This window comes from Modestobacter sp. KNN46-3 (assembly GCF_011039295.1).
This window is the reverse complement of the sequence record NZ_JAAKGN010000053.1, coordinates 1-21,115: the sequence shown is the minus strand read 5'-3', so window position 1 is coordinate 21,115 and position 21,115 is coordinate 1. Positions and strand designations below refer to the sequence as shown.

Annotated in this window: 19 protein-coding genes; 6 read left to right on the top strand and 13 right to left on the bottom strand. The window is 73.5% G+C overall.

All coding sequences use genetic code 11. The annotated features are described in order from the left end of the window. Positions 1–7 precede the first annotated feature (7 nt). Complete coding sequence (locus G5C62_RS13045) at positions 8–1,000, top strand: LacI family DNA-binding transcriptional regulator (RefSeq protein WP_164701326.1); 993 nt, start codon at positions 8–10, stop codon at positions 998–1,000. Positions 1,001–1,056: 56 nt separating this feature from the next. Here G5C62_RS13045 and G5C62_RS13040 read toward each other — a convergent pair whose 3' ends face one another. From G5C62_RS13040 to G5C62_RS13025, 4 genes are all read right to left on the bottom strand, one after another. Next, positions 1,057–2,565: an alpha-N-arabinofuranosidase gene (locus G5C62_RS13040; protein ID WP_164701325.1), complete on the bottom strand. Its 1,509-nt coding sequence runs from the start codon at positions 2,563–2,565 to the stop codon at positions 1,057–1,059. Further along, positions 2,565–3,599 (bottom strand): acetylxylan esterase, encoded by a 1,035-nt coding sequence (locus G5C62_RS13035; protein ID WP_164701324.1) that lies wholly within the window; start codon positions 3,597–3,599, stop codon positions 2,565–2,567. Before G5C62_RS13035 ends, G5C62_RS13040 begins: the two co-directional genes overlap by 1 nt. Beyond that, a complete protein-coding gene (locus G5C62_RS13030; RefSeq protein ID WP_164701323.1) occupies positions 3,599–5,941 on the bottom strand; it encodes a glycoside hydrolase family 3 N-terminal domain-containing protein in 2,343 nt (780 codons plus the stop codon). The genes G5C62_RS13035 and G5C62_RS13030 overlap by 1 nt, the downstream gene beginning before the upstream one ends. Positions 5,942–6,067: 126 nt before the next feature. Further along, positions 6,068–7,339, bottom strand: coding sequence for an endo-1,4-beta-xylanase (locus G5C62_RS13025; protein WP_164701322.1), 1,272 nt, complete (start codon positions 7,337–7,339; stop codon positions 6,068–6,070). A gap of 106 nt (positions 7,340–7,445) precedes the next feature. Between G5C62_RS13025 and G5C62_RS13020 the strand changes: the two genes are divergently transcribed. The 4 genes from G5C62_RS13020 to G5C62_RS13005 are packed head-to-tail and all read left to right on the top strand — an operon-like array spanning position 7,446 to position 11,744. Then, the gene (locus G5C62_RS13020; RefSeq protein ID WP_164701321.1) at positions 7,446–8,744 is read left to right on the top strand and encodes an ABC transporter substrate-binding protein; all 1,299 of its coding nucleotides are present in this window, start codon (positions 7,446–7,448) and stop codon (positions 8,742–8,744) included. Positions 8,745–8,751: 7 nt separating this feature from the next. Continuing rightward, positions 8,752–9,735: a carbohydrate ABC transporter permease gene (locus tag G5C62_RS13015; protein WP_164701320.1), complete on the top strand. Its 984-nt coding sequence runs from the start codon at positions 8,752–8,754 to the stop codon at positions 9,733–9,735. Positions 9,736–9,772: 37 nt separating this feature from the next. Beyond that, positions 9,773–10,609 (top strand): carbohydrate ABC transporter permease, encoded by an 837-nt coding sequence (locus G5C62_RS13010; protein WP_164701319.1) that lies wholly within the window; start codon positions 9,773–9,775, stop codon positions 10,607–10,609. A gap of 43 nt (positions 10,610–10,652) precedes the next feature. Then, the gene (locus G5C62_RS13005; RefSeq protein ID WP_206330621.1) at positions 10,653–11,744 is read left to right on the top strand and encodes a LacI family DNA-binding transcriptional regulator; all 1,092 of its coding nucleotides are present in this window, start codon (positions 10,653–10,655) and stop codon (positions 11,742–11,744) included. Positions 11,745–11,805: 61 nt separating this feature from the next. Here G5C62_RS13005 and G5C62_RS13000 read toward each other — a convergent pair whose 3' ends face one another. The 7 genes from G5C62_RS13000 to ald all read right to left on the bottom strand — a co-directional run bounded on the left by G5C62_RS13000 (position 11,806) and on the right by ald (position 18,374). Next, the gene (locus G5C62_RS13000) at positions 11,806–12,648 is read right to left on the bottom strand and encodes a pseudouridine synthase (protein WP_063124222.1); all 843 of its coding nucleotides are present in this window, start codon (positions 12,646–12,648) and stop codon (positions 11,806–11,808) included. A gap of 78 nt (positions 12,649–12,726) precedes the next feature. After that, positions 12,727–13,671, bottom strand: coding sequence for an SMC-Scp complex subunit ScpB (gene scpB / locus G5C62_RS12995; protein ID WP_241175881.1), 945 nt, complete (start codon positions 13,669–13,671; stop codon positions 12,727–12,729). After that, positions 13,668–14,492: a ScpA family protein gene (locus tag G5C62_RS12990; RefSeq protein WP_164701318.1), complete on the bottom strand. Its 825-nt coding sequence runs from the start codon at positions 14,490–14,492 to the stop codon at positions 13,668–13,670. The genes scpB and G5C62_RS12990 overlap by 4 nt, the downstream gene beginning before the upstream one ends. 101 nt (positions 14,493–14,593) lie before the next feature. Next, complete coding sequence (locus G5C62_RS12985) at positions 14,594–15,109, bottom strand: hypothetical protein (RefSeq protein ID WP_036337791.1); 516 nt, start codon at positions 15,107–15,109, stop codon at positions 14,594–14,596. Next, positions 15,106–15,951, bottom strand: a complete 846-nt coding sequence (locus G5C62_RS12980) for a ParA family protein (protein ID WP_197058527.1) — start codon at positions 15,949–15,951, stop codon at positions 15,106–15,108. The genes G5C62_RS12985 and G5C62_RS12980 overlap by 4 nt, the downstream gene beginning before the upstream one ends. Positions 15,952–16,308: 357 nt before the next feature. Beyond that, positions 16,309–17,280 carry a site-specific tyrosine recombinase XerD gene (xerD, locus tag G5C62_RS12975; protein ID WP_231558440.1) on the bottom strand — a complete coding sequence of 324 codons (972 nt, stop codon included), beginning with the start codon at positions 17,278–17,280 and terminating at the stop codon, positions 16,309–16,311. Beyond that, on the bottom strand, positions 17,259–18,374 hold the full coding sequence (gene ald, locus G5C62_RS12970; protein WP_164701317.1) for an alanine dehydrogenase: 1,116 nt from the start codon (positions 18,372–18,374) through the stop codon (positions 17,259–17,261). The genes xerD and ald overlap by 22 nt, the downstream gene beginning before the upstream one ends. Before the next feature lie 220 nt (positions 18,375–18,594). Here ald and G5C62_RS12965 point away from each other — a divergent pair, with 220 nt between their 5' ends. Next, positions 18,595–19,416, top strand: coding sequence for an oxidoreductase (locus G5C62_RS12965; RefSeq protein WP_277424780.1), 822 nt, complete (start codon positions 18,595–18,597; stop codon positions 19,414–19,416). A gap of 13 nt (positions 19,417–19,429) precedes the next feature. On the opposite strand, the gene G5C62_RS12960 is transcribed toward G5C62_RS12965, so the two are convergent. Further along, positions 19,430–19,969, bottom strand: coding sequence for a dihydrofolate reductase family protein (locus G5C62_RS12960; RefSeq protein WP_164701315.1), 540 nt, complete (start codon positions 19,967–19,969; stop codon positions 19,430–19,432). Then, positions 19,966–20,898, bottom strand: a complete 933-nt coding sequence (locus G5C62_RS12955) for a helix-turn-helix domain-containing protein (protein WP_164701314.1) — start codon at positions 20,896–20,898, stop codon at positions 19,966–19,968. Before G5C62_RS12955 ends, G5C62_RS12960 begins: the two co-directional genes overlap by 4 nt. Between the last annotated feature and the right edge of the window lie 217 nt (positions 20,899–21,115).

The window sequence follows — 21,115 nt, the reverse complement described above, 5'->3', positions numbered from 1 at the left end:
GGGCACCGTGGCACAGCACCCGAACCGACCCACGCTGGCCGTGATCGCCGCGGCGGCGGGAGTCTCGTTGCCCACGGTCTCCAAGGTGCTCAACGGCAAGCGGGACGTCGCGGCCGCCACCCGGGCGCACGTCCAGCAGGTCCTCGATCAGCACAACTACGTCCCCCTGGCCCCCAGGCTGCCGACCCGCCCGCTCGTCGACGTGGTGTTCACCGCGCTGGACAGCCCGTGGGGGATGGAGATCCTGCGGGGGGTGACCGAGGCCGGCCTCGAGGTCGTGGTCACGACCCTGGCCCGGTCCTCCGCCGGGGACTGGGTCCAGGAGCTGATCAGCGGCGGTCGTCAGGGCGCCATCGTGGTCACCTCCCGCCTGACCGCGGCCGACCAGCGGCGACTGGGCAGCTCCAAGCTGCCGGTCGTCGTCATCGACCCGGTCGACATGCCCGGTCAGGAGGTGCCCAGCGTGGGTGCGACCAACTGGTCCGGCGGCCTCGCCGCGACCGAACACCTCATCGAACTCGGGCACCGTCGGATCGCCATGATCGGCGGGCAGCAGGACTACCTCTGCAGCCGGGCACGCATCGACGGCTACCGGGCGGCCCTCGACCGGGCCGGCATCCCCTTCGACCCGGCGCTCGTGCGGCACGGCAACTTCCACCACGCGGGTGGGTACGAGCAGGCGCGGGCGGTGCTGGAGCTGGCCGATCGCCCCACCGCCGTCTTCGCGGGCAGTGACGAGCAGGCCTTCGGTGTGCTGGAGGCCGCGCGCCAGGCCGGCCTGTCCGTGCCTGGCGACGTCAGCGTGGTCGGCTTCGACGACCTGCCGATGGCGCGCTGGTCCTCGCCGCCGCTGACCACCGTCAGGCAACCCCTGGCCGACATGGGGCGCATGGCCGGCCGCATGCTCCACGACCTCATCACCGGCACCCGCCTCGAGACCCAGCGGGTCGAACTGGCCACGCACCTGGTGCCCCGGGCCTCCACCGCCCGCCCCTCCTGACCCCGGCGGACCGGGCCGCCGGGACCGCTCCTGCGCGCAGGTCCCGGCGGCGGCGCTCAGCGGAGGGACACCGCCGTCCACGAGACCGGCGGCAGCGTCACGCGCAGCGTGCCGTCCGCCACCGTCGCCCGGAGGTTGGGCCGCAACCCGACCCGCGCCGGCTGCTCGCTGGTGTTCGCGGCGTACGGGTCCGGGTCGGACAGCGTCAGCGCCTCCTCGACGGTCCCCACGCCGAGCGCCGACACGTCCACGGACACCTCGGCCTCCTCGGCCCGCGACCGGTTCACGAGGAACAGCGCCGCCACCCCCGCGTCGACGTCGGCGGTCGCCGCCGCGTCGACCAGCGGCACCTCACCGTGCTCGGCGGTGACGTGGCTCGGGCCGTCGACATCCACCTGGAGGGCGACGCCGCGCGCCAGCCGAGAGGTGGTCGCGAAGGGGAAGAACGTCGACTTGCGCCAGGCCGGCCCCTGCGGCTCGGCGGCGATCGGTGCGATCACGTTGACCAGCTGGGCCATCGAGGCACTGGTCACGCGGTCCGCGTGGCGGATCAGCGACATCAGGACGTTCCCGACGACGACGCCGTCCGCCACGGTGTAGGGCTCCTCGCTGATGGCGGGAGCGAGCGGCCAGTCGTCGATGCGCTTGGGCAGCCCCGCCTGGACCCTCGAGGCGTACCAGACGTTCCACTCGTCGAAGGAGATGTCGATCCGCTTCGAGCTCCGGCGCACCGACCCCACGTGGTCGGCGGTGGCGATGACCGTCTCGATGAAGTGGTCCGTGCCGGTCGCGGAGGCCAGGAAGGAGTCCAGGTCGCCGTCCTTCTCCTCGTAGTAGGCGTGGCAGGAGATGAAGTCCACGTCGTCGTAGGCATGGGTGAGCACGACCCGCTCCCACTCCCCGAAGGTGGGCATGCCCGCACCCGACGAGCCGCAGGCGACGAGCTGCAGGTCCGGGTCGACCTGGCGCATGGCCTTGGCGGTCTGGGCGGCGAGCTTGCCGTAGTCCTCGGCGGACCGCTGGCCGAGCTGCCAGGGGCCGTCCATCTCGTTGCCCAGGCACCACATCCGCACGTCGAACGGCTCCGTGCGGCCGTTGCGGATCCGCTGCTCCGCGAGCGCCGTGCCGGCGGGCACGTTGGTGTACTCGAGCAGGTCGAGCGCCTTGAGGGTGCCGCGGGTGCCGAGGTTCACGGCGAGCATCAGCTCGGCGCCGACCTCCTCCAGCCACGAGGCGAACTCGTGCAGGCCGACCTCGTTGGTCTCCATGCTGTGCCAGGCCAGGTTCAGCCGCACGGGGCGCTGGCTGCGTGGTCCGACGCTGTCCTCCCACCGGAACCCGGAGACGAAGTTGCCCCCGGGGTACCGGACCGTCGACACCCCCAGCTCCTTGACCAGGTCGATCACGTCCCGGCGGAAGCCGTGCTCGTCCGCCGTCGGGTGCTCCGGCTCGTGGATGCCGCCGTACACCCCGCGGCCCATGTGCTCGACGAAGGCGCCGAAGAGCCGCCGGTCCACCGGACCCACCGGTCGCGCCGGGTCCAGCGTGAGACGTGCGCGGAGCATCAGGTCCCCCTCGAGGGCGTGGTGGCCGGCTCGGCCACCGCTGGGCGGGACGGGTCGGGCGCCCGGAGCAGGTCGCGCAGCCAGGTGAGCTGCTCGCGCTGCTGGTGGACCTCGCCGCCCTCGTGGTCGTTGTACGGGTAGACCCGGATCTCCTTGGGGCCGCCGTACGCGTGGTAGGCCGCGAACACCGTGGACGGCGGGCAGATCTGGTCCATGAGGGCCACGGAGAACAGCGCCGGAGCCGAGGCCCGGCGGCCGAGCACCGCGGCGTCGAAGTAGCTCAACGTCGCGAGGACGCGGTCCACGCGGTCCCGGTGGGCCTTGAGGTACCGGACGACCTCCCCGTACGGATCGCCCGGGGCGATGCGGGTGGCGCGCGGGAAGTCGCAGAGGAACGGCACGTCGGGCATGACCCCCAGCACGCCCGGCGCGAGCGCCGAGACGGCCAGCGCGATCCCGCCGCCCTGGCTGATGCCGGTCACCGCGACCCGGTCGCCGTCGACCTCCGGGTGGCCGCGCAGCACCTCCACGGCCCGGACGGCGTCGGTGAACACCCGCCGGTAGTAGTACTCCTGCGGCGACAGCACGCCCCGGGTCAGGAACCCCGGCTGCGCGGCGGCCGACCCCACCGGGTCGCCGGTGTCCCCCACCGTCCACCCGCTTCCCTGACCACGGGTGTCGACGACCAGCTGGGCGAACCCCGCCGAGGCCCAGAAGACGTGTTCGTGCGGCAGCCCGCGGCCGCCGTTGTAGCCCTGGTACTGGACCACCCCGGGCAGCGGGCCCGCACCGCGGAGCGCGTGAGCGGGCAGGTGCAGCCAGGCCCGCACCGGCGAGCCGCCCGCGCCGGTGAAGGACACGTCGAAGGTCTCGACGGTCATCAGCCCGGAGTCGACCGGCGTCCAGGACGCGTCCAGTGGCCACCGCCGCGCCTCGTGCAGCGTGGCGTCCCAGAACTCCTGGAGGTCCGCCGGCTCGGGCAGGTGCGGGGCGTAGCGCTGGAGCTCCTCCAGGGGCAGGTCGGTGTGCGGCATCAGCCGTCGCGCCGGTGCTCGACGACCGTCTCCGGGTGCAGCCGCCGCTCGAACCCGACCGTGCGGCGGCGGCCGGTGAGGGTGCACCGGAGGACCTGCCGCACGTCGGTGCTCGACGCGCCCACCCGGAGCTCCACCTCGCCCGGCTCGACGATCCGCACGCCGTCGCGCCCGGTGTAGGAGGTGAGGTCGGCGTGCAGCCGGAAGCGCACGGTCGCCGCGCCGCCGGCCGCGAGGTCCACCCGCTGGGCGGCCACGAGGGCCTGGACGGGCCGGACCACCTCGGCAACCGGGTCGTGCAGGTAGACCTGCACCACCTCGGTGACCTCCCGGTCGGTGTCGTTGCGGAGCTCGACCTCCACCTCGCTGGTCCCGGCGGTGTCCCACTCCGGGCCGGTGCCCAGCCGGACGTCGCCCCAGGTCGCGGCGCCGTAGCCCAGGCCGTGCCCGAACGGGAACAGCGGCGTCGGGTCCACACTGCTCACGTCGGTGAGCCGGCCGAGGGCCGCAGCGAGGTAGGTCCCGGGCTGGCTGCTGTCGGCGCGCGGGAAGCTCACCGGCAGCCGGCCCGACGGCGCCACCCGACCGCTGAGGACGTCGGCGATGGCCGGGCCACCCTCCTCGCCGGGGAAGAAGCCGCACACCACCGCGGCGAGCCGGTCGAGCTGCCGGGACAGCTCGTAGGGGCGACCGACCAGCAGGACGAGCACCACCGGGGTGCCGGTGGCCAGCAGGGCCTCCAGCAGCTCCTCCTGGCGACCCGGGAGCCGGAGGTCCACGGCGTCGCAGCCCTCACCGGAGGTGCCGTTGCCGAACAGGCCCGCCTGGTCGCCGAGGACGGCGACGCACACGTCGGCCTCGGCCGCAGCGCGTGCGGCGGCCGCGATCGCCTCGTCGTCGCCGCCCACCACCGGGCAGCCCTCGGCGACGACGACGTCGTAGGCCTCCGGCGCGGCCTTCATCGCCTCGGCGAGCGTCGGGATGTCGACACCCACCGGCACCTCCGGGTGGTGCACGCCCACGTGCATCGGGAACGAGTAGCAGCCGAGCATCGCCTGGGCGGTGTCCGCACGGGGACCCACCACAGCCAGCTTCGCCCCAGCGCGCAGGGGCAGCGTCCCGTCGTTGGCCAGCAGCACGACCGAGCGGCGGGCGAGGTCGCCGGCCACCGCCCGGGACTCCGCGGAGTCGAGCGAGACGGCCCCGTCCAGGATCGCCGGCGAGTCGGGCGACCAGTCGGCGTCGAGCAGGCCCAGCTCGCACTTCTGCAGCAGCACCCGGCGCAGCGCCCGGTCGACCAGCGCCTCGTCCACCGCACCGCCGCGGACCGCCTCGACCAGGGGCTGGCCGTAGCAGGCCACCGTCGGCAGCTCCACGTCGATCCCGGCCTCGAGGGCGAGCGCGGCGGCCTCGCCGGGCGAGCCGGCGACACCGTGCAGGGCCTGGAGGAAGGCGATCGAGAAGTAGTCGGCGACGACGGTGCCGGTGAACCCGTAGGTCTCGCGGAGCAGCGACGTCAGCAGCGCCGGGTCCCCTGCCGAGGGCACCCCGTCGATGTCGGTGTAGGAGTTCATGACCGACCGCGCCCCGGCCTTCAGGGCCATCTCGAAGGGCGGGAGGAACACGTCGGCGATCTCCCGCGGCCCGGCGGAGACCGGGGCGAGGTTGCGGCCGGCCCGGGAGGCGGAGTAGCCGACGAAGTGCTTGAGCGTCGCGACGACGCCGGTGGACTCCAGGCCGCGGACGTAGGCGCTGCCGATCGTGCCCACCAGGTGCGGGTCCTCGCCCATCGTCTCCTCGACCCGGCCCCAGCGCAGGTCGCGGGCGACGTCGAACACCGGGGCCAGCCCCTGGTGGACGCCGAGCCGGCGCATGTTCTCCCCGATGAGGGCCCCCATGCGCTGCACGAGCTCCGGGTCGAAGCTGGCCGCCCAGCACAGCGGGGAGGGGAAGACGGTCGCCGTCCACGCGGCCAGCCCGGTGAGGCACTCCTCGTGCACCAGCGCGGGGATGCCGAAGCGGCCGGCGGCCATGATCTGCCGCTGGCTCTCCGCCAGCCCCTTGGCCCCCACCAGCGGGTCCACCGGTGCCGTACCGAACGGCCTGGTCAGCTGCCCGAGCCCACTGCGGATCAGCTCCTCCCAGTCCACCGGCGCCGCGGCCATCTCGTGCTGGTGCGGGGCGACCTCACCCTCGGTCGCGTCGATGCCCACCCACACGCCGTAGAGCTGCGCGACCTTCTCCTCCAGCGTCATGCGGCGGAGGAGATCCGCCACCCTGTCCTCGGCCCGGGCGCCCGGGTCGCGCCAGAGCGCAGGGCCGTTGTCGACGTTCGTGACCATGCTTGGGAGAGTCCGTCCTGTGTCGTCGTTGCTGGTGCGGCGATCCGAGGAGTCGCCTGTGCCGGGGACGGCTGCGGCAGGTGGTGCGTCCGCACCATCCTGCCCCGGCCGCGGGGTGGTGCGCCCTCAGGGGAGGGTGACCACCGGCGTCGGCGCGTCGGGCCGCAGCTGCCAGGAGGCCGTGCCGCCCGCCGCCGAGACCGAGTAGTCGCCGGCCCAGCCGCGCACGGCGACACGGCCCTCGCCGTCGGTCCGCAGCCGGGTCGGGGCCAGCCACCAGTCCTCCTTGACCAGCTTGCGGAGGGCGTCGTACGCCGGCTTGGGGGTGCCGTCGGCGCGCACCAGCCCGGCGGGCGCGCCGAGCCAGGCGCCCCGGTCGGTGATCCCCCAGTAGTTCACGGCCTGCACCGCCGGGTGGGCCAGCAGGGTCCGGTAGTGGCGGACGACCTCGTCGGCCTGTCGCTCCTCACCAGCCGGCGTGGAGGGCCACTCGTCGACCTGGTGGTCGTTGAGGTCCACGATCTCCGGCGGCATGAGGTCGCCGGAGACCAGGGTGGTCTCGGTCCAGTGCAGCGGCAGCCCGTAGCGGGCGAACCGGTCGCAGACCTCCTGCGTCCGCTCCTCCCCCCAGTACCCCTGGTGCATGTGGCTCTGCAGGCCGATCGCGTCGACCTGCACCCCGGCCTCCAAGACCCCCTCGATCAGGCACTCGTAGGCCGTGCCCAGGTTGAAGTCGTTGAGGACCAGGGTCGTGGCCGCGTCCGCCCCGCGCGCCTCCTCGAAGGCGAGCCGGATGGTGGCGATCCGTCCGATCCGCCGGCACAGGCGGGTGATCGCGTTCTGCCGCTCCTCGTTGGCGAACACCGGCATGATCACGACCTCGTTGATCGCGTCCCAGGTGTCGATCAGGCCCGCGAAGGAGCTGACCTCCCGCCGCACCCGGGCGCGCACGATCTCCTCGACCTCGGCGTCGGAGTGCTCCCTCAGCCAGTCCGGGGCCAACGTGTGCCAGACCAACGGGTGGCCCTTGACCGCCACGCCCCGGTCGCGGAACCACCTGGCCGCGGCCTGCAGACGCGCGGTGTCCGGCCGACCCTCCGCCGGTTCGAACCCGGCCCAGTAGAAGGGCAGGGTCGCGGTGTTGAACACCTCGACCCACAGCTCCTCGAGCCGTGCGGCGGCATCGGGATCAGCGCCGCCGAACACGTTCTCCCGGCCCGCCCCCTGATCCTCGTTGGCCAGCCCGACGAAGTCGAACCCGATGTTGCCGAACGCGAACTGGTGCCGGACCTGCTCGACCAGGACCTCGCTGTCGGCGCAGGGCGAACCGTCCGCGCGCCGGACCGTGAGCGTGGCATCGAGGGATCGGACCGCCTGGGCGGCGGCAGCTGGGGTCATGGTGCGAAATCGTTATCGACATCGATTGACAACGCAAGTGTCCGCTGCGACCTTCGTCGATGTGTTGCACGCCACGACGGCGTGCGAAGTGACGAAGGGGTCAGACATGCGGCGTTCGGGGCGAGCAGCTCTCTCGGTGCTGTGCGGCAGCGCGGTGCTGCTGACAGCCACTGCCTGCGGTGGTGGCGGCGAGGACAGCAGCGCATCGGGAGGTGACGACAACACGATCACCTGGTGGCACAACTCCAACAACGAGCCCGGCCGCGGGTACTACGAGCAGGTGGCCGCGGACTTCGAGGAGGCCAACCCGGGGGTCCAGGTCGAGATCGAGGCCATGGCCCACGAGGACATGGTCGACCGGCTGGCGGCCGCCTTCCAGAGCGGCGACCTGCCGGACGTGTACATGGAGCGCGGCGGCGGCGAGCTCGCCGACCACGTGGAGGCCGGGCTGGTCACCGACCTCTCCGACGAGGTCCCCGACACGATCGAGACGCTCGGCGGCAACGTGTCCGGGTGGCAGGTCGACGGCCAGACCTACGCGCTGCCGTTCTCCGTCGGCGTCGTCGGCTTCTGGTACAACACCGCGCTCTTCGAGCAGGCCGGCATCACCGAGGCGCCGGAGACGATGGAGGACCTCTACGCCGCCATCGACAAGCTGAAGGCCGCGGGCATCACGCCCATCTCGGTCGGCGCGGGCGACAAGTGGCCGGCCGCCCACTACTGGTACTACACGGCGCTGCGCGCCTGCGGCCAGGACGTCCTCGAGGACGCGGTCACCAGCCTCGACTTCACCGACGAGTGCTTCGTGCAGGCCGGCGAGGTCCTGGCGGAGCTGCTGGACACCGAGCCGTTCAACCCCGGCTTCCTCACCACGCCGGCGCAGGAGGGCGCCTCCTCCGCGTCCGGCCTGCTGGCCACCGACCAGGTCGCGATGGAGCTGGCCGGACACTGGGAGCCCGGCGTGATGCAGGGTCTGACCGACGACGGCGAGGGCCTCGGCGAGAACACCGGGTGGTTCGCCTTCCCGGCCATCGAGGGTGGCGCGGGCGACCCCGAGGCACAGCTCGGCGGTGGCGACGCGTGGGCCGTCTCGACCGGCGCTACCGAGGGATCGGTCGACCTCGTCGAGTACCTGCTCTCCGACGAGGTGCAGACCGGGTTCGCGGAGAACGACATGGGTCTCCCGACCAACCCGGCCGCGACGAGCGCCGTCTCCGACCCGGCGCTCGCCCAGCTGCTCGAGGTCCGCGACGCGTCCCCGTACATCCAGCTCTACTTCGACACCGCCTTCGGCGCGTCGATCGGTGGCGCGATGAACGACTCGATCGCCCTGCTGTTCGCCGACCAGGCGACGCCGCAGGACATCGTGGACGCGACCATGCAGGCCGCCGAACTGGAGAAGTGATCCACCGATGACCGAAGTGACCGCTGCGCCGGCGGCGACGTCCTCCGGCGCAGCGGTCACCCGGGGCGGCGCAGACGCCCCCCGGGTGACCGGCCGTCGCCGGGGCGCCCAGCGCCGGCAGCGCCTCGAGATCCTGCTGTTCGTGACGCCAGCCCTGGCGTTGATGGGGCTCTTCGTCCTCTACCCGGTCTTCTCCGCGGCCCGGATGTCGCTCTACAACTGGCGGGGCTTCGGCCCGATGGTCGACTTCGCCGGCCTGGACAACTACCTGCGCGTGCTGCGCGACGACGTCTTCACCGACGCGGTCATGCACAACTTCATCATCGTCTTCGCCTCGATCGCGGTGCAGCTGCCGCTGGGCCTGGCGCTCGCGCTGCTGCTCAACCGCCGCATCAGGGGGCGCGGGCTGCTGCGGACGATCGTCTTCGTCCCGTACGTGCTGGCCGAGGTGATCGCCGGCGTCGTGTGGTTCCAGCTGCTGCAGCCCCGCACCGGGCTCCTCGAGCAGGCCGTGTCCTCGGTCGGGCTCCCGGTCCCCGAACAGGGGTTCCTGGGCACCCCCGACCTCGCGCTGGCCACCGTCTTCGTCGTCCTGACGTGGAAGTACCTCGGCCTGGCCGTGCTGCTCTTCCTCGCCGGGCTGCAGGGCGTGCCCGACGAGCTGCACGAGGCCGCACAGCTCGACGGCGCCTCGTGGTGGCAGGTCCAGCGCCGGATCGCCGTCCCGCTCCTCGCGCCCACCATCCGCACGTGGGTCTTCCTGTCGATGATCGGCTCGCTGCAGCTGTTCGACATGGTCTGGATCCTCACCGGCGGTGGCCCGGCGAACGCGACGACGACGATGGTCACCTACCTGATCAGCATGGGCACCCAGCGCAGCAACTACGGGATCGCGGGTGCGGCATCCGTCGTGCTCTTCCTCATCGGCTTCGTCATGGCGCTGGCCTACCAGTTCCTGGTGCTGCGCCGCGACACGAAGGCCGACGCATGACCCGGGTGCAGCAGGGACCAAGAGGAGGACGGCACTGATGGCACGGCGAGCAACCGCGTACGGGCGAGGCGGCCCGTTCGTGTACCTGGTGGCACTGCTGGTCGTGGCGGTCACGCTGGGGCCGGTGCTCTACGGCGCCCTCGGCGGCTTCCGCTCCAACGCCCAGCTGGCACGCGACCCCGCTGGACTCCCCGACCCGTGGGTGTTCAGCAACTACACCAACGTCCTGAGCAACCCGTCCTTCTGGCAGTACACGCTCAACTCGACCGCGATCGCCCTCATCACCACGGTGGTGGCGGTGCTCGCCGGAGTGATGGCCGCCTATCCCCTGGCGCGCTACCAGTTCAAGCTGCGGGAGCCGCTGTTCCTGGTCTTCGTGCTGGGGCTGCTCTTCCCGGCCGCGGTGGCGATCATCCCGCTGTTCATCCTGGTCACCCAGGACCTGGGGCTCGGCGACACCTGGTGGGGCGTCGCGCTGCCGCAGGCGGCGTTCGCGCTGCCGGTCACGGTGGTCATCCTGCGGCCGTTCCTGGCGGCGCTGCCCAAGGAGCTCGAGGAGGCGGCCATGCTCGACGGCGCCACCCGGGTGGGCGTCTTCTGGCGGATCGCGGTCCCGCTGTCGATGCCGGCCCTGGTCACGGTCGGGGTGCTGGCCTTCGTCACGTCCTGGAACGCGTACCTCCTCCCGTTGCTCCTGCTGCGGGGCGACACGCGCACCCTGCCGCTGGGCGTGGCCGACTTCTCGACCCAGTACTCTGCCGACACCGCCGGGGTGCTGGCGTTCACCACCATCGCGATGATCCCGGCGCTCATCCTGTTCCTGGCGATGCAGGGACGCATCGTCAGCGGGCTCCAGGGCGCGGTGAAGGGATGAGCCGGGCACTCGGGACCGAGCCCGATCTGGTCGGGGTCGGCCGGTGAAGCTGGACTCGACGCCGGACGAGGTCGTCCCGGGTCTGCTCGCGGGCGGGTCGGCGAGCTCGGCCACCACGCCCCCGTTGCGCGGCAGGGTGACGATGCAGCAGGTCGCTGCGGAGGCCGGCGTCTCGATCTCCACCGTGTCGAAGGTGATCAACGGGCGGTACGGCGTCTCGGCGGAGACCGTCGACCACGTCACCCGGGTCATCGACCGGCTCGGCTACGAGGCGAGCCTGGTCGCCCGCAGCCTGCGCAACCGTCGCACCAACGTCGTCGGCGTGCTCGTCATGGACTTCGAGCCCTTCAGCACCGAGGTCCTCAAGGGCGTGGCCGACGCCATCCGCGGCACCGGCTACGAGCTGATCGCGTACTCCGCCGGTGGTCACGTGGAGGCGCGGGAGGGCTGGGAGAGGAGGTCGCTCACCCGGTTGATGGCGACCCTCGTCGACGGTGCCGTGCTGGTCACGCCGACGGTCACCGACGTGCAGGCCGACGGTCCGGTGGTGGCGGTCGACCCGCAGGCCGGGCCGTCCGCGCTGCCCGCCGTGGCCGCGCACAACCTCCAGGGCGCCCGGCTCGGGGTCGAGCACCTGCTGGAGCTCGGGCACACCCGGATCGGCATGATCACCGGTCGCTCGGACCTGATGTCCGCGCAGCAGCGGGAGCAGGGCTACTGCGAGGCGATGACCGCCGCGGGGCTGCGCGTCGACGAGACGCTCATGCGCTCCGGCGGGTTCGAGCCGGACGTCTCGCGCACGGCGGCTCGTGAGCTGCTCTCCCGCCCCGATCGACCGACCGCGGTGTTCGCCGCGAACGACCTCTCGGCGCTGGCGACGCTGGAGGTCGCGAGGGAACTCGGCCTGGACGTGCCCGGTCAGCTGTCGGTCGTCGGCTTCGACAACATCCCGGAGTCCGTGCTCGCCGACCCCCCGCTGACCACGGTGCAGCAGCCGATCCGCCGGATGGGCCAGGAGGCCACCGAGATGCTCCTCGCCCTGATCTCCGGCGAGGACGTCCACGACCTCGACCGGACCCTGGACACCTCGCTCGTGCTGCGCTCGTCCACCGCGCCGCCCGGGCAGGTCTCCTGACCGACTGGCAGCGGCCGCCGACCCGAGTGGGTCGGCGGCCGCTGCCGTGAGGTGCCGCTGACTACAGGCCGACGAGCTCGTGCAGGGCGCCGACCTCGGTGCGGGTGAGCTTGCGGATCGTGCCGCTGCGCATCCGGGCCAGCTCGATCGGGCCGATGGCGGTGCGGGTCAGCCGGTTGACCGGCAGCCCGACCTCGTCGAGCAGCCGACGCACGACGTGCTTGCGGCCCTCGTGCAGCACGACCTCCACGACCGACTGCCCGGCGTGGGTGTCCACGACCTGGAACGAGTCGACGACGACGGGGCCGTCCTCCAGCTCCACGCCCTTGCGCAGCCGGCGGGTCACGTCCCGCGACACCGAGCCGCTGACCTGCGCGAGGTAGGTCTTCTTTACCTCGTAGGAGGGGTGCGCCAGCCGGTGGGCCAGCTCGCCGTCGGTGGTGAGCAGCAGCAGGCCCTCGGTGTCCTGGTCCAGCCGCCCGACGTGCACCAGCCCGGTGGCCAGGTCGCCCATCATGTCGCCGACGCTGGGCCGCCCGCGGTCGTCGCTCATCGAGGTGATGACGCCGAAGGGCTTGTTCATCGCGTAGGTGACCTTGTCGTTGCGGATGTCGATCCGCCGGCCGTCGACGGCGATGACGACGGTGTCCGGATCCACCCGCTTGCCCTGGACCCGGACGACCTGGCCGTCCACCGAGATCCGGCCCTGGTCGATCATGTCCTCGCACACCCGGCGGGAGCCGACCCCGGCCCGGGCGAGGACCTTCTGCAGCCGCTCGCCCTGGGCGTCGTCGTCGGGCTCCGTCGGCCCAGCTTCCCGGGGGTGCGCCGGGGCGAGCTCCATGTCCTCGGACCAGCCCTCGCCGCCGGAGGTGGTGGGCGTGTCGTCTGCAGTCGTGTCCATCCCCACCAGTCTCCCACCTGGGCAGGGCCCGCATGACCACACCGCCCGTCACCGGTCCCCGGCCGGGCGTCGGGGTGCTCAGGCGTCGGGGTGCTCGTCCACCATCGCGCCGGTGTCCGGCAGCAGCGGGGCCAGCTCGGGCAGCTCGTCCAGCCCGGTGAGCCCCAGGCGCTCGAGGAACAGCGGCGTCGTCACGTACAGGCCGCCGCCGGTGTCCGGGTCGGATCCGGCTTCCCGGATGAGCCCGCGGGAGACCAGCGTGCGGACGACGGCGTCCACCCCCACCCCGCGGATCGCCGAGACCCGGGCCCGGGTCACCGGCTGCCGGTAGGCGATGACGGCGAGGGTCTCCAGCGCCGCCTGGGTCAGCCGGCTGCGCTGTCCCTCCAGCAGGTGCCGTTCCACGACCGGCGCGTGCTCCTCCCGGGTGTAGAGCCGCCAGCCCTCCCCCACCCGGCGCAGGGTGACGCCGGCCCGCCGGCCGTCGTAGTCGGCGGCGAGCGCGGTCAGCTCCGCCCGCACCCGGGCGACCGGGCAGCGCAGCGCCGCGGCCAGCGACCCCTCGTCGATCGCGGAGTCGACGACGAACAGCAGCGCCTCCAGCCCACCGCGCAGCACCGCCGGGTCCAGCTCGTCGGCCATCGGCTCGTCGATGACCGGGGCGGCGGCGACGGCCTCCTCGACCGGGGCCTCCGGCTCGGGGACCACCTCCAGCTCGACCGGGGGCGCTGCCGGTGCCCGGCCCAACCGACCGGCCGGGTCCGGAGCCAGGTCGGGAGCGAGGTCGGGATCGGGGACGTCGACGGGCGGCGCGCCGGCGGGGGTGCCGAGGTCGGCGGCCAGCTGGGCGGCCACCTGCCCCCAGCCGGCGGCGAGGGCCTCCTCGTCGTGCTCCTCGAGGGTCGCGGCGAGCTCGGCGGCGACGGCGTCCCAGGAGAACGGCGCGGGCGGCGCCTGGTCCATGGCCGCTGCCTCGTCCGGCTCGACCGTCTCCGGCAGGGCCTCCTCCGGCTGGTCGCTCATCCGTACTCCTCCAGGTGCTCGGCGGTGTCCGCGTCGATCTCGTCCGGCAGCCGGCCGCCCACCAGCTCCGGTCCGGTCCAGCGCACGTGCAGCTCCCCCAGCGGCGCGACCTGGTCGAAGGTCACCAGCTGCTGGCGGTAGAGCTCCAGCAGCGCCAGGAACCGGGCGACGACCTCCAGGGTGTGCGCGCAGTCGCTGCTCAGCGCCCGGAACGTCGCCGTCCTCGCGGTGGCGATCCGGCTGCGGACCAGCAGCAGCTGCTCGGTGACGCTGACCGCGGGGGCGTGCAGGTGGGAGACGCTCACCGTCGGGGGCGGCTTGGGCACCAGCGCCTCGTGCGCGATGGCGGCGAACTGCTCGGGCGTCACCCCCAGCAGCACCTCGGGCAGCAGGTCGGCGAAGCGCTGCTCCAGGTCGGCGTTGCGGGGGAAGCGGCGGGCCGCCTCGGCCTCCCGGCCGCGGAGGAACTCCGCCGCCCGCTTGTAGGCCCGGTACTGCAGCAGCCGGGCGAACAGCAGGTCCCGGGCCTCCAGGACGGCGAGGTCGTCCTCGTCCTCCACGTCGGCGGCCGGCAGCAGCCGGGCGGCCTTGAGGTCCAGCAGGGTGGCGGCGACGACCAGGAACTCACTGGCCTGGTCCAGGTCGAGTTCGTCGCCGAGGGCCCGCAGGTGGGCGATGAACTCGTCGCTGACGGTGGACAGCGCGATCTCGGTGACGTCGAGCTTGTGCTTGCCGATCAGCTGCAGCAGCAGGTCGAACGGGCCCTCGAAGTTGGTCAGCCGGACGGTGAACCGCCCGTCGCCGACCTCCCCCGTCGTCACCCGACCAGCCTACGGCCGCGTCCGGGCGTTGATCATCGGCGATCGGCTGCCCGACACGCCGGGCGGGGCAGCCACTCGCCGATGATCAACGGCGCCGTCCCTCAGTGCTTGCGGAGGCGGCGGACGAGGACGGAGTTCTCGCCGTGCACCTCGAGGTCGTCCAGCAGGACGGCGATCGCCTCCCGGACGATGCGGCCACGGTCGGTGGCCACGCCGTGCTGGCCGCGCAGGGTCAGCCGGGCGGTCTCCAGCGCGAGCAGCTCGTCGGCCGAGCAGTAGACGGTGATCTTCTCCTCGTGCCGGGTGCGGCCCTTCTCGACGCGCGCCCGGGTCTGCTGCGGCCGGAGCGGCGCGGCCGCCGGCATCGTGGCGCGGTGCGAGGCCAGCTCGTCGACCACGATGCGGGGCGCACCGCCGGCCACGTCGGGCACCAGCGCCAACGGGGCGGGCTCGGGGTGTCCGTCGTCGGCCCGCGAGCCGTTGGAGCGCAGTGCGGGCGAGGACTGCGTGGCGGCGAGGGTCGTCAGCTCGGTGACCGGCGCCGGCTGCGCCGCCGCCGACGTGTCGGTCATCCGGAACAGCTCGGAGGCACCGGGGAGCACAGGCCTGCGCGTCACAGGGCCAGCACCTCCTTGGCGAGGTCGCGGTACGCCGCAGCGCCGGAGGACGTGGGGGCCCACTGGGTGATCGGCTGCCCGGCGACGGTGGTCTCCGGGAAGCGGACCGTGCGGGAGATGACGGTCTGGAAGACGGTGTCGCCGAAGGCCTCGACCACCCGGCTGAAGACCTCCCGGCAGTGCACGGTCCGGGTGTCGTACATCGTGGCGAGGATCCCGGAGATCTCCAGGGACGGGTTGAGCCGCTCCTTCACCTTGTCGATCGTGTCGACGAGCAGGGCCACACCGCGGAGGGAGAAGAACTCGCACTCCAGCGGGATGATCACGCCCTGCGCGGCGGTGAGCGCGTTGACCGTCAGCAGCCCGAGGGAGGGCTGGCAGTCGATGAGCACGTAGTCGTAGTCCTGGCGCACCCCGGCGAGCACCCGCATCAGGGTCTGCTCGCGGGCGACCTCGCTGACCAGCTGCACCTCGGCGGCGGACAGGTCGATGTTGCTGGGCACCAGGTCCAGCCCGGGGATGCCGGTGGCGACGCGGACGTCCGCGAGCGTGGTCGCCGGCTCCATCAGCGCGTTGTAGATGGTGCGGTCCAGCCCCTGGGCCGGGACGCCGAGCCCCACGGACAGGGCGCCCTGGGGGTCCAGGTCGACCAGTAGCACCCGCCGGCCCTGCTCGACGAGGGCGGCACCGAGGTTGATGGTCGACGTCGTCTTGCCGACGCCGCCCTTCTGGTTGCACATGGCGATGATCTGCGCCGGCCCGTGCGAGGTGATCGGCTTGGGGTCGGGCAGCTTCCGCTGCCGAGCCCTGGCGGGATCGACGCGGCTCGTCGGGATGCCCATCTCGGCGTCTCCCGCCGGGGCCCCTCCGCGCGGGAGCGCGACGGCGGAGGCCGCCGCCTCGGCTCGTCTCGACGACATCGCTTCTGCCTCTTCCCTGGACTGTGCGGACCACGGCTCCCGGTCGGGGCTGCGGCGGGGGACGTGCGTTGCCGGCAGGGGGAAGCCGCCGGCCCGTTCTCCCGGCTCTGTTCTCGGCAGGCCCGTCGCCGACCGTGACCACCCGGGGCAACTTGTCGACAAGTGGTCGCCGAGCCCTCCCCCACCGGGCCGCGGCCTGCTGGCGAGATCGGGCTGCGGGCTGCCTCCGGGGTGCCGAGGCAGCCCTCAGCCCGATCTCGAGACCACCCCGCGGGTGGGTCAGCGCAGCGCGCGGGGGTGGCTGGTGGCGTAGACCTCGCGCAGCCGCTCGACGGTGACCAACGTGTAGACCTGCGTCGTCGTCACCGAGGCGTGCCCGAGCAGCTCCTGCACGACCCGGACGTCGGCGCCGCCGTCGAGCAGGTGGGTGGCGAAGGAGTGCCGCAGCGTGTGCGGGGACAGCTCGGCGGAGATCCCGGCCCGCTCGGCGGCGTCCCGCAGGATCGACCAGGCGCTCTGCCGGGACAGCGGCCCGCCGCGGGCGTTGAGGAACAGCGCTCCCCCGCGGACGCCGGACCGGCCCTTCTCCGCCAGCGCCGGGCGCGCCCGCACCAGGTAGTCCTGCACCGCCGTGACCGCGTAGCTGCCGACCGGGACGACGCGCTCCTTGCCGCCCTTGCCGGCCAGCCGCACCGCCGCGGACGACAGGTCGAGGTCGTCGACGGCCAGCCCGACCGCCTCGGAGATCCGGGCGCCGGTGCCGTAGAGCAGCTCCAGCAGCGCCCGGTCGCGCAACCCCCGCGGCCCCTCGACCGACGCCGCCGCGCTCAGCAGCGCCTCGACGTCCTGCACCGGGATCGCCTTGGGCAGCCGCCGGGCCGGGGCGGGTGGGCGCACCTCCGCGGCGACGTCGTCGCTGACCAGCCCGTCGAGCAGGGCGAACCGGTGCAGCCCGCGGACGGCGACCACCGCGCGGGCCGCCGAGGTCGCCGACAGTGGCGGGTGGTCGTCGTCGCCGGTGCGGAGGGCGACCAGGAACGCCGTGACGTCGGACTCCCCCACCTCGCCCAGCCCACGCACCCCGCCGGCAGCGAGGAACTCCGCGTATCGGCGCAGGTCGCGCCGGTAGGAGGCAATGGTGTTGGGGGCCAGCCCACGCTCGACGGTCAGGTGGTCGAGGTAGCCGGTGACCGTGCGCTCGACGGCGGGGCCCGCACTCGTGGCGACCGTCAGGACAGCACCTCCTGCCACGGGACGCTGGGCAGGCCGTGCGCCTCGGCCACCCCGGCGTGCACCAATTGCCCGCCGGCGACGTTCGCCCCGCCGGCCAGCGCCGGGTCGGCGGCCAGCGCGGCCGCCGTCCCGGAGTTCGCCAGCGCCAGCACGTACGGCAGCGTGACGTTGGTCAGCGCGTAGGTGGAGGTGTTCGGCACCGCGCCGGGCATGTTGGCCACGCAGTAGAAGACCGAGTCGTGGACGGCGAAGGTCGGGTCGTCGTGCGTGGTCGGCCGGGAGTCGGCGAAGCAGCCGCCCTGGTCGACGGCGATGTCGACCAGCACCGAGCCGGGCTTCATCCGGGAGACCAGCTCGTTGCTGACCAGGGTGGGCGCCTTGGCGCCGGGCACCAGGACGGCGCCGATCACCAGGTCGGCCTCCAGCACCGCCCGCTCGACCTCCAGGGCGTTGGAGGCGACGGTCTGCAGGTGCCCGCGGTACAGCCGGTCGGCGGCACGCAGCTTCTCCAGGTCCCGGTCGAGCACGGTGACCTGGGCCTGCATGCCGAGTGCGATCGTGGCCGCGTTCATCCCGGACACCCCGGCGCCGAGGACGACGACCTTCGCCGCGTGCACGCCGGAGACGCCGCCGAGCAGCACGCCGCGGCCACCGGAGGCCCGCTCCAGCGTGTGCGCGCCCACCTGCGGGGCCATCCGGCCGGCGACCTCGGACATCGGGGCCAGCAGCGGCAGCGCACCGCCCTCGGTCTGCACCGTCTCGTAGGCGATCGCCGTGGTGCCCGCGGCCAGCAGCGCGTCGGTGCACTCCCGGGAGGCGGCCAGGTGCAGGTAGGTGAAGAGGGTCTGGTCGGCGCGCATACGGCCGAACTCCTCGGCGATCGGCTCCTTGACCTTCAGCAGCAGGTCGGCTGCGGCCCAGACGTCGTCGGCGGTGGACAGGATCTTCGCGCCGGCGGCGGTGAAGTCGGCGTCGGGGATGGAGGAGCCGACCCCGGCGTCGGCCTCGACGAGCACCTCGTGCCCGGCGGCGACCAGCTCGGTCACCCCGGACGGAGTGAGCGCGACCCGGTACTCGTGGTTCTTGACCTCTCGGACGACTCCGACCCGCATCTGCACTGACTCCCGGTCTCGGTAGCCGGCCACCGAGGTGTCGGTGGTGCCACCGCGTCTGGGCGGCCCGGTCGGGGCCCACCTCGGGCGGAGTGTAGGCACGGACGGCGCCCGAGGTGTGTCAGCGGCCACGTCCGGCCGGTCGCCGGGTCACCCGACCCGGTCGTCCTACGCGGCGCGCTGGGCGAGCACCTCGTCCATGTGCAGCTGGGCCCACACCTTGAGCGTCACCCGGTTCGGCTACGGCGCCATGCAGCTCGCCGGCCCCGGGGTGATGGGCCCGCCCGCCGACCACGACGGCGCCCTCGCCGTCCTCCGCGAGGCGGTCGACCTCGGCATCACCCACATCGACACCAGTGGCGCCTACGGGCCGCAGGTCACCGACCAGCTGATCCGCGAGGCCCTGCACCCCTACCCCGAGCAGCTGCACGTCGCGACCGAGGTCGGCGCGACCCGCGACGCCCAGGGCGGCTGGCCGACGGCCCGGGAGCCCGCGGACGTCCGCCGCCAGGTGCACGGGGACCTGGAGACCCTCGGGCTGGAGGTGCTCGACCTGGTGGACCTGCGGCTCGGCGACGCCGCGGGCACCCGGCCCGGCTCGCTCGCGGCGGCGTTCGAGACGCTCGTCGAGTTGCAGCAACAGGGGCTGATCCGGCACCTGGGCGTGAGCAACGCGACGGCGGAGCAGGTGGCCGAGGCCCGGTCGATCGCGCCCATCGTGTGCGTGCAGAACATGTACGACCTCGCCGCCCGCACCGACGACGAGCTGATCGACGCCCTGGCCACCGACGGCATCGCCTACGTGCCGTTCTTCCCGCTGGGCGGCTTCACCCCGCTCCAGTCCTCGGCGCTCTCGGCCGTCGCCACCCGGCTGGACGCGACGCCGATGTCGGTGGCGCTCGCCTGGCTGCTGCAGCGGTCGCCGAACGTCCTGCTGATCCCCGGCACCTCGTCGACGGCGCACCTGCGGGAGAACGTCGCCGGCGCGGGGCTCCAGCTCTCCGCCGAGGACCTGGCCGAGCTGGACGCGATCGGCCGCTGACCGGAGGAGCCGGTCAGGCTCCGGCCGGACTCCGCCGCACCCGGTACCGGACGCAGACGAACTCGCCGTTGCGGGCGCACTCCCGCACCTCCAGCTCGACCCGCCGCGGCAGCAACGGCGCGCCGCCGCCCAGGGTCACCGGGGCGATGGCGACCACCACCTCGTCCAGCAGGCCACGGTCGGCGAACTGGCCGGCCAGGTCCCCGCCGCCGACGACCCACACGTCCCTGCCGCCCGCGGCCTCGGCCATCGCCGCGTGCACCCGGGCCGGGTCGTCGGCGGTGAACCGGAGGTCGGCTCCGGGCGGTGGGGTGAGCTCGCGGTGGGTGAAGACCCAGGTGGGCTGCTCCGGCAGCCAGTCGGGGTCGTGCTCCCGGACCCAGAGGTAGGTGGTGGCCCCCATGGCCACGGCGCCGATCCCGGTGATGAAGCCGTCGTACCCCATCGGCCCGTCGGCGTCGTTCTCCCGGCTGAGCAACCAGTCCAGCGAGTGGTCGACGGTGGCGATGAACCCGTCGAGGGAGGTGGCGGTGTAGTAGACGGTGCGGGTCATGCGTTCCTCCTGCTCAGCCAGTCGATCGGGTCGCCGGCGTCCACCTCGACGCCGGCCGCGCGGAACCAGTGCCGGGCCAGCTGCCGGCGGTGCGCGCCGAAGGTGAGCACGTGGGCGACCACGCTGCCCACCACGAAGGTCTCCGGCGGCTCGCAGAGCGCGTCGACCAGCCGGTCGCCCCAGGCACCACGCCGGGACACCTCCCGCACGAACGCCAGCCACCGGGGGGCGGCGCGGTCGTGCCGGGCCAGCAGCGTGGCGGGGTCGTCGGCTCCGCGCACCGGGGAGTCGGCGCCCTCGACCGCGGCGAGCCACACCTCCGTGGCCCAGACCAGGTGGTCCAGCACGGCGGCCAGCGACTCCTCCGGACCGTCCCAGCGCAGCACCTCGAGGCCGGGCGCGCGGGGCCGCCGGTACTCGTCCTCGGGCACGCCCTTCGCGAGGTCGAGCAGCGTGCGGGTGTCCTCCAGGGCGTGGTGCACCAGCAGCGCGGTGACCTCGTCGCCGCCGCGGGGCCCCTGCTCGCCGGTCACCCACAGCGAGGTGGGCGGGTGGAAGTGGACGCCGTTGGGCGCCGGGAGCCAGTGACCGTCACGGGTGCGCGCGGTGCCCGACTGTCCCGGGGAACGGCCGTAGGCCCGGCGGAACGCCCGGCTGAACCCCTCCACGGACTCGTACCCGGCCGCGAACGCCACCTCGGTCACGCTCGCCCCGCCGGCCAGCTGCCAGGCCGCGCGCTCCAGCTCCACCCGCCGGCGCAGCGCGACCGGCGACTCCCCCGCTCCCCGGGCCACCTGCCGGCTGAAGTGCCAGGGCGAGGCGAACGCGTCCCCGGCCATCTCGGTGAGCGTGCGGTTGTCCTCGTCCAGCACGGCGTCCAGCAGCTCGCGGAGCCGGTCGCGCCCGGTGGGCACCTGGTCCGACGTCATGGGAGGAGTCTGTCCGCCGCCGCGGCGATCGCGCCCGACCGTTCTTGCTCGGATCGCCGTCCCGGCCGCGGTGACGCACCATCCCGGGGACCCACCGCGCCGCGAACACCCCGGAGCTGCCCGATGCGCCTGTACGCCGACCGTCCTGATCACCGCACCCGGCAGCTGGCCGCCGACCTGGGGCTGGTGGCCTGGGCGGTGCTGTGGGTGCTGGTCG

What these genes read in the sequence shown, in the direction of transcription:
- G5C62_RS13020 (WP_164701321.1), top strand. Translation starts at nt 7,446, where the DNA reads ATGCGGCGTTCGGGGCGAGCAGCTCTCTCGGTGCTGTGCGGCAGCGCG.
- G5C62_RS13025 (WP_164701322.1), bottom strand. Translation starts at nt 7,339, where the DNA reads ATGACCCCAGCTGCCGCCGCCCAGGCGGTCCGATCCCTCGATGCCACG.
- G5C62_RS13000 (WP_063124222.1), bottom strand. Translation starts at nt 12,648, where the DNA reads ATGGACACGACTGCAGACGACACGCCCACCACCTCCGGCGGCGAGGGC.
- G5C62_RS13040 (WP_164701325.1), bottom strand. Translation starts at nt 2,565, where the DNA reads ATGCTCCGCGCACGTCTCACGCTGGACCCGGCGCGACCGGTGGGTCCG.
- G5C62_RS13015 (WP_164701320.1), top strand. Translation starts at nt 8,752, where the DNA reads ATGACCGAAGTGACCGCTGCGCCGGCGGCGACGTCCTCCGGCGCAGCG.
- G5C62_RS13030 (WP_164701323.1), bottom strand. Translation starts at nt 5,941, where the DNA reads ATGGTCACGAACGTCGACAACGGCCCTGCGCTCTGGCGCGACCCGGGC.
- G5C62_RS12955 (WP_164701314.1), bottom strand. Translation starts at nt 20,898, where the DNA reads ATGACGTCGGACCAGGTGCCCACCGGGCGCGACCGGCTCCGCGAGCTG.
- G5C62_RS13010 (WP_164701319.1), top strand. Translation starts at nt 9,773, where the DNA reads ATGGCACGGCGAGCAACCGCGTACGGGCGAGGCGGCCCGTTCGTGTAC.
- G5C62_RS13035 (WP_164701324.1), bottom strand. Translation starts at nt 3,599, where the DNA reads ATGCCGCACACCGACCTGCCCCTGGAGGAGCTCCAGCGCTACGCCCCG.
- G5C62_RS12980 (WP_197058527.1), bottom strand. Translation starts at nt 15,951, where the DNA reads ATGGGCATCCCGACGAGCCGCGTCGATCCCGCCAGGGCTCGGCAGCGG.
- G5C62_RS12960 (WP_164701315.1), bottom strand. Translation starts at nt 19,969, where the DNA reads ATGACCCGCACCGTCTACTACACCGCCACCTCCCTCGACGGGTTCATC.
- ald (WP_164701317.1), bottom strand. Translation starts at nt 18,374, where the DNA reads ATGCGGGTCGGAGTCGTCCGAGAGGTCAAGAACCACGAGTACCGGGTC.
- scpB (WP_241175881.1), bottom strand. Translation starts at nt 13,671, where the DNA reads ATGAGCGACCAGCCGGAGGAGGCCCTGCCGGAGACGGTCGAGCCGGAC.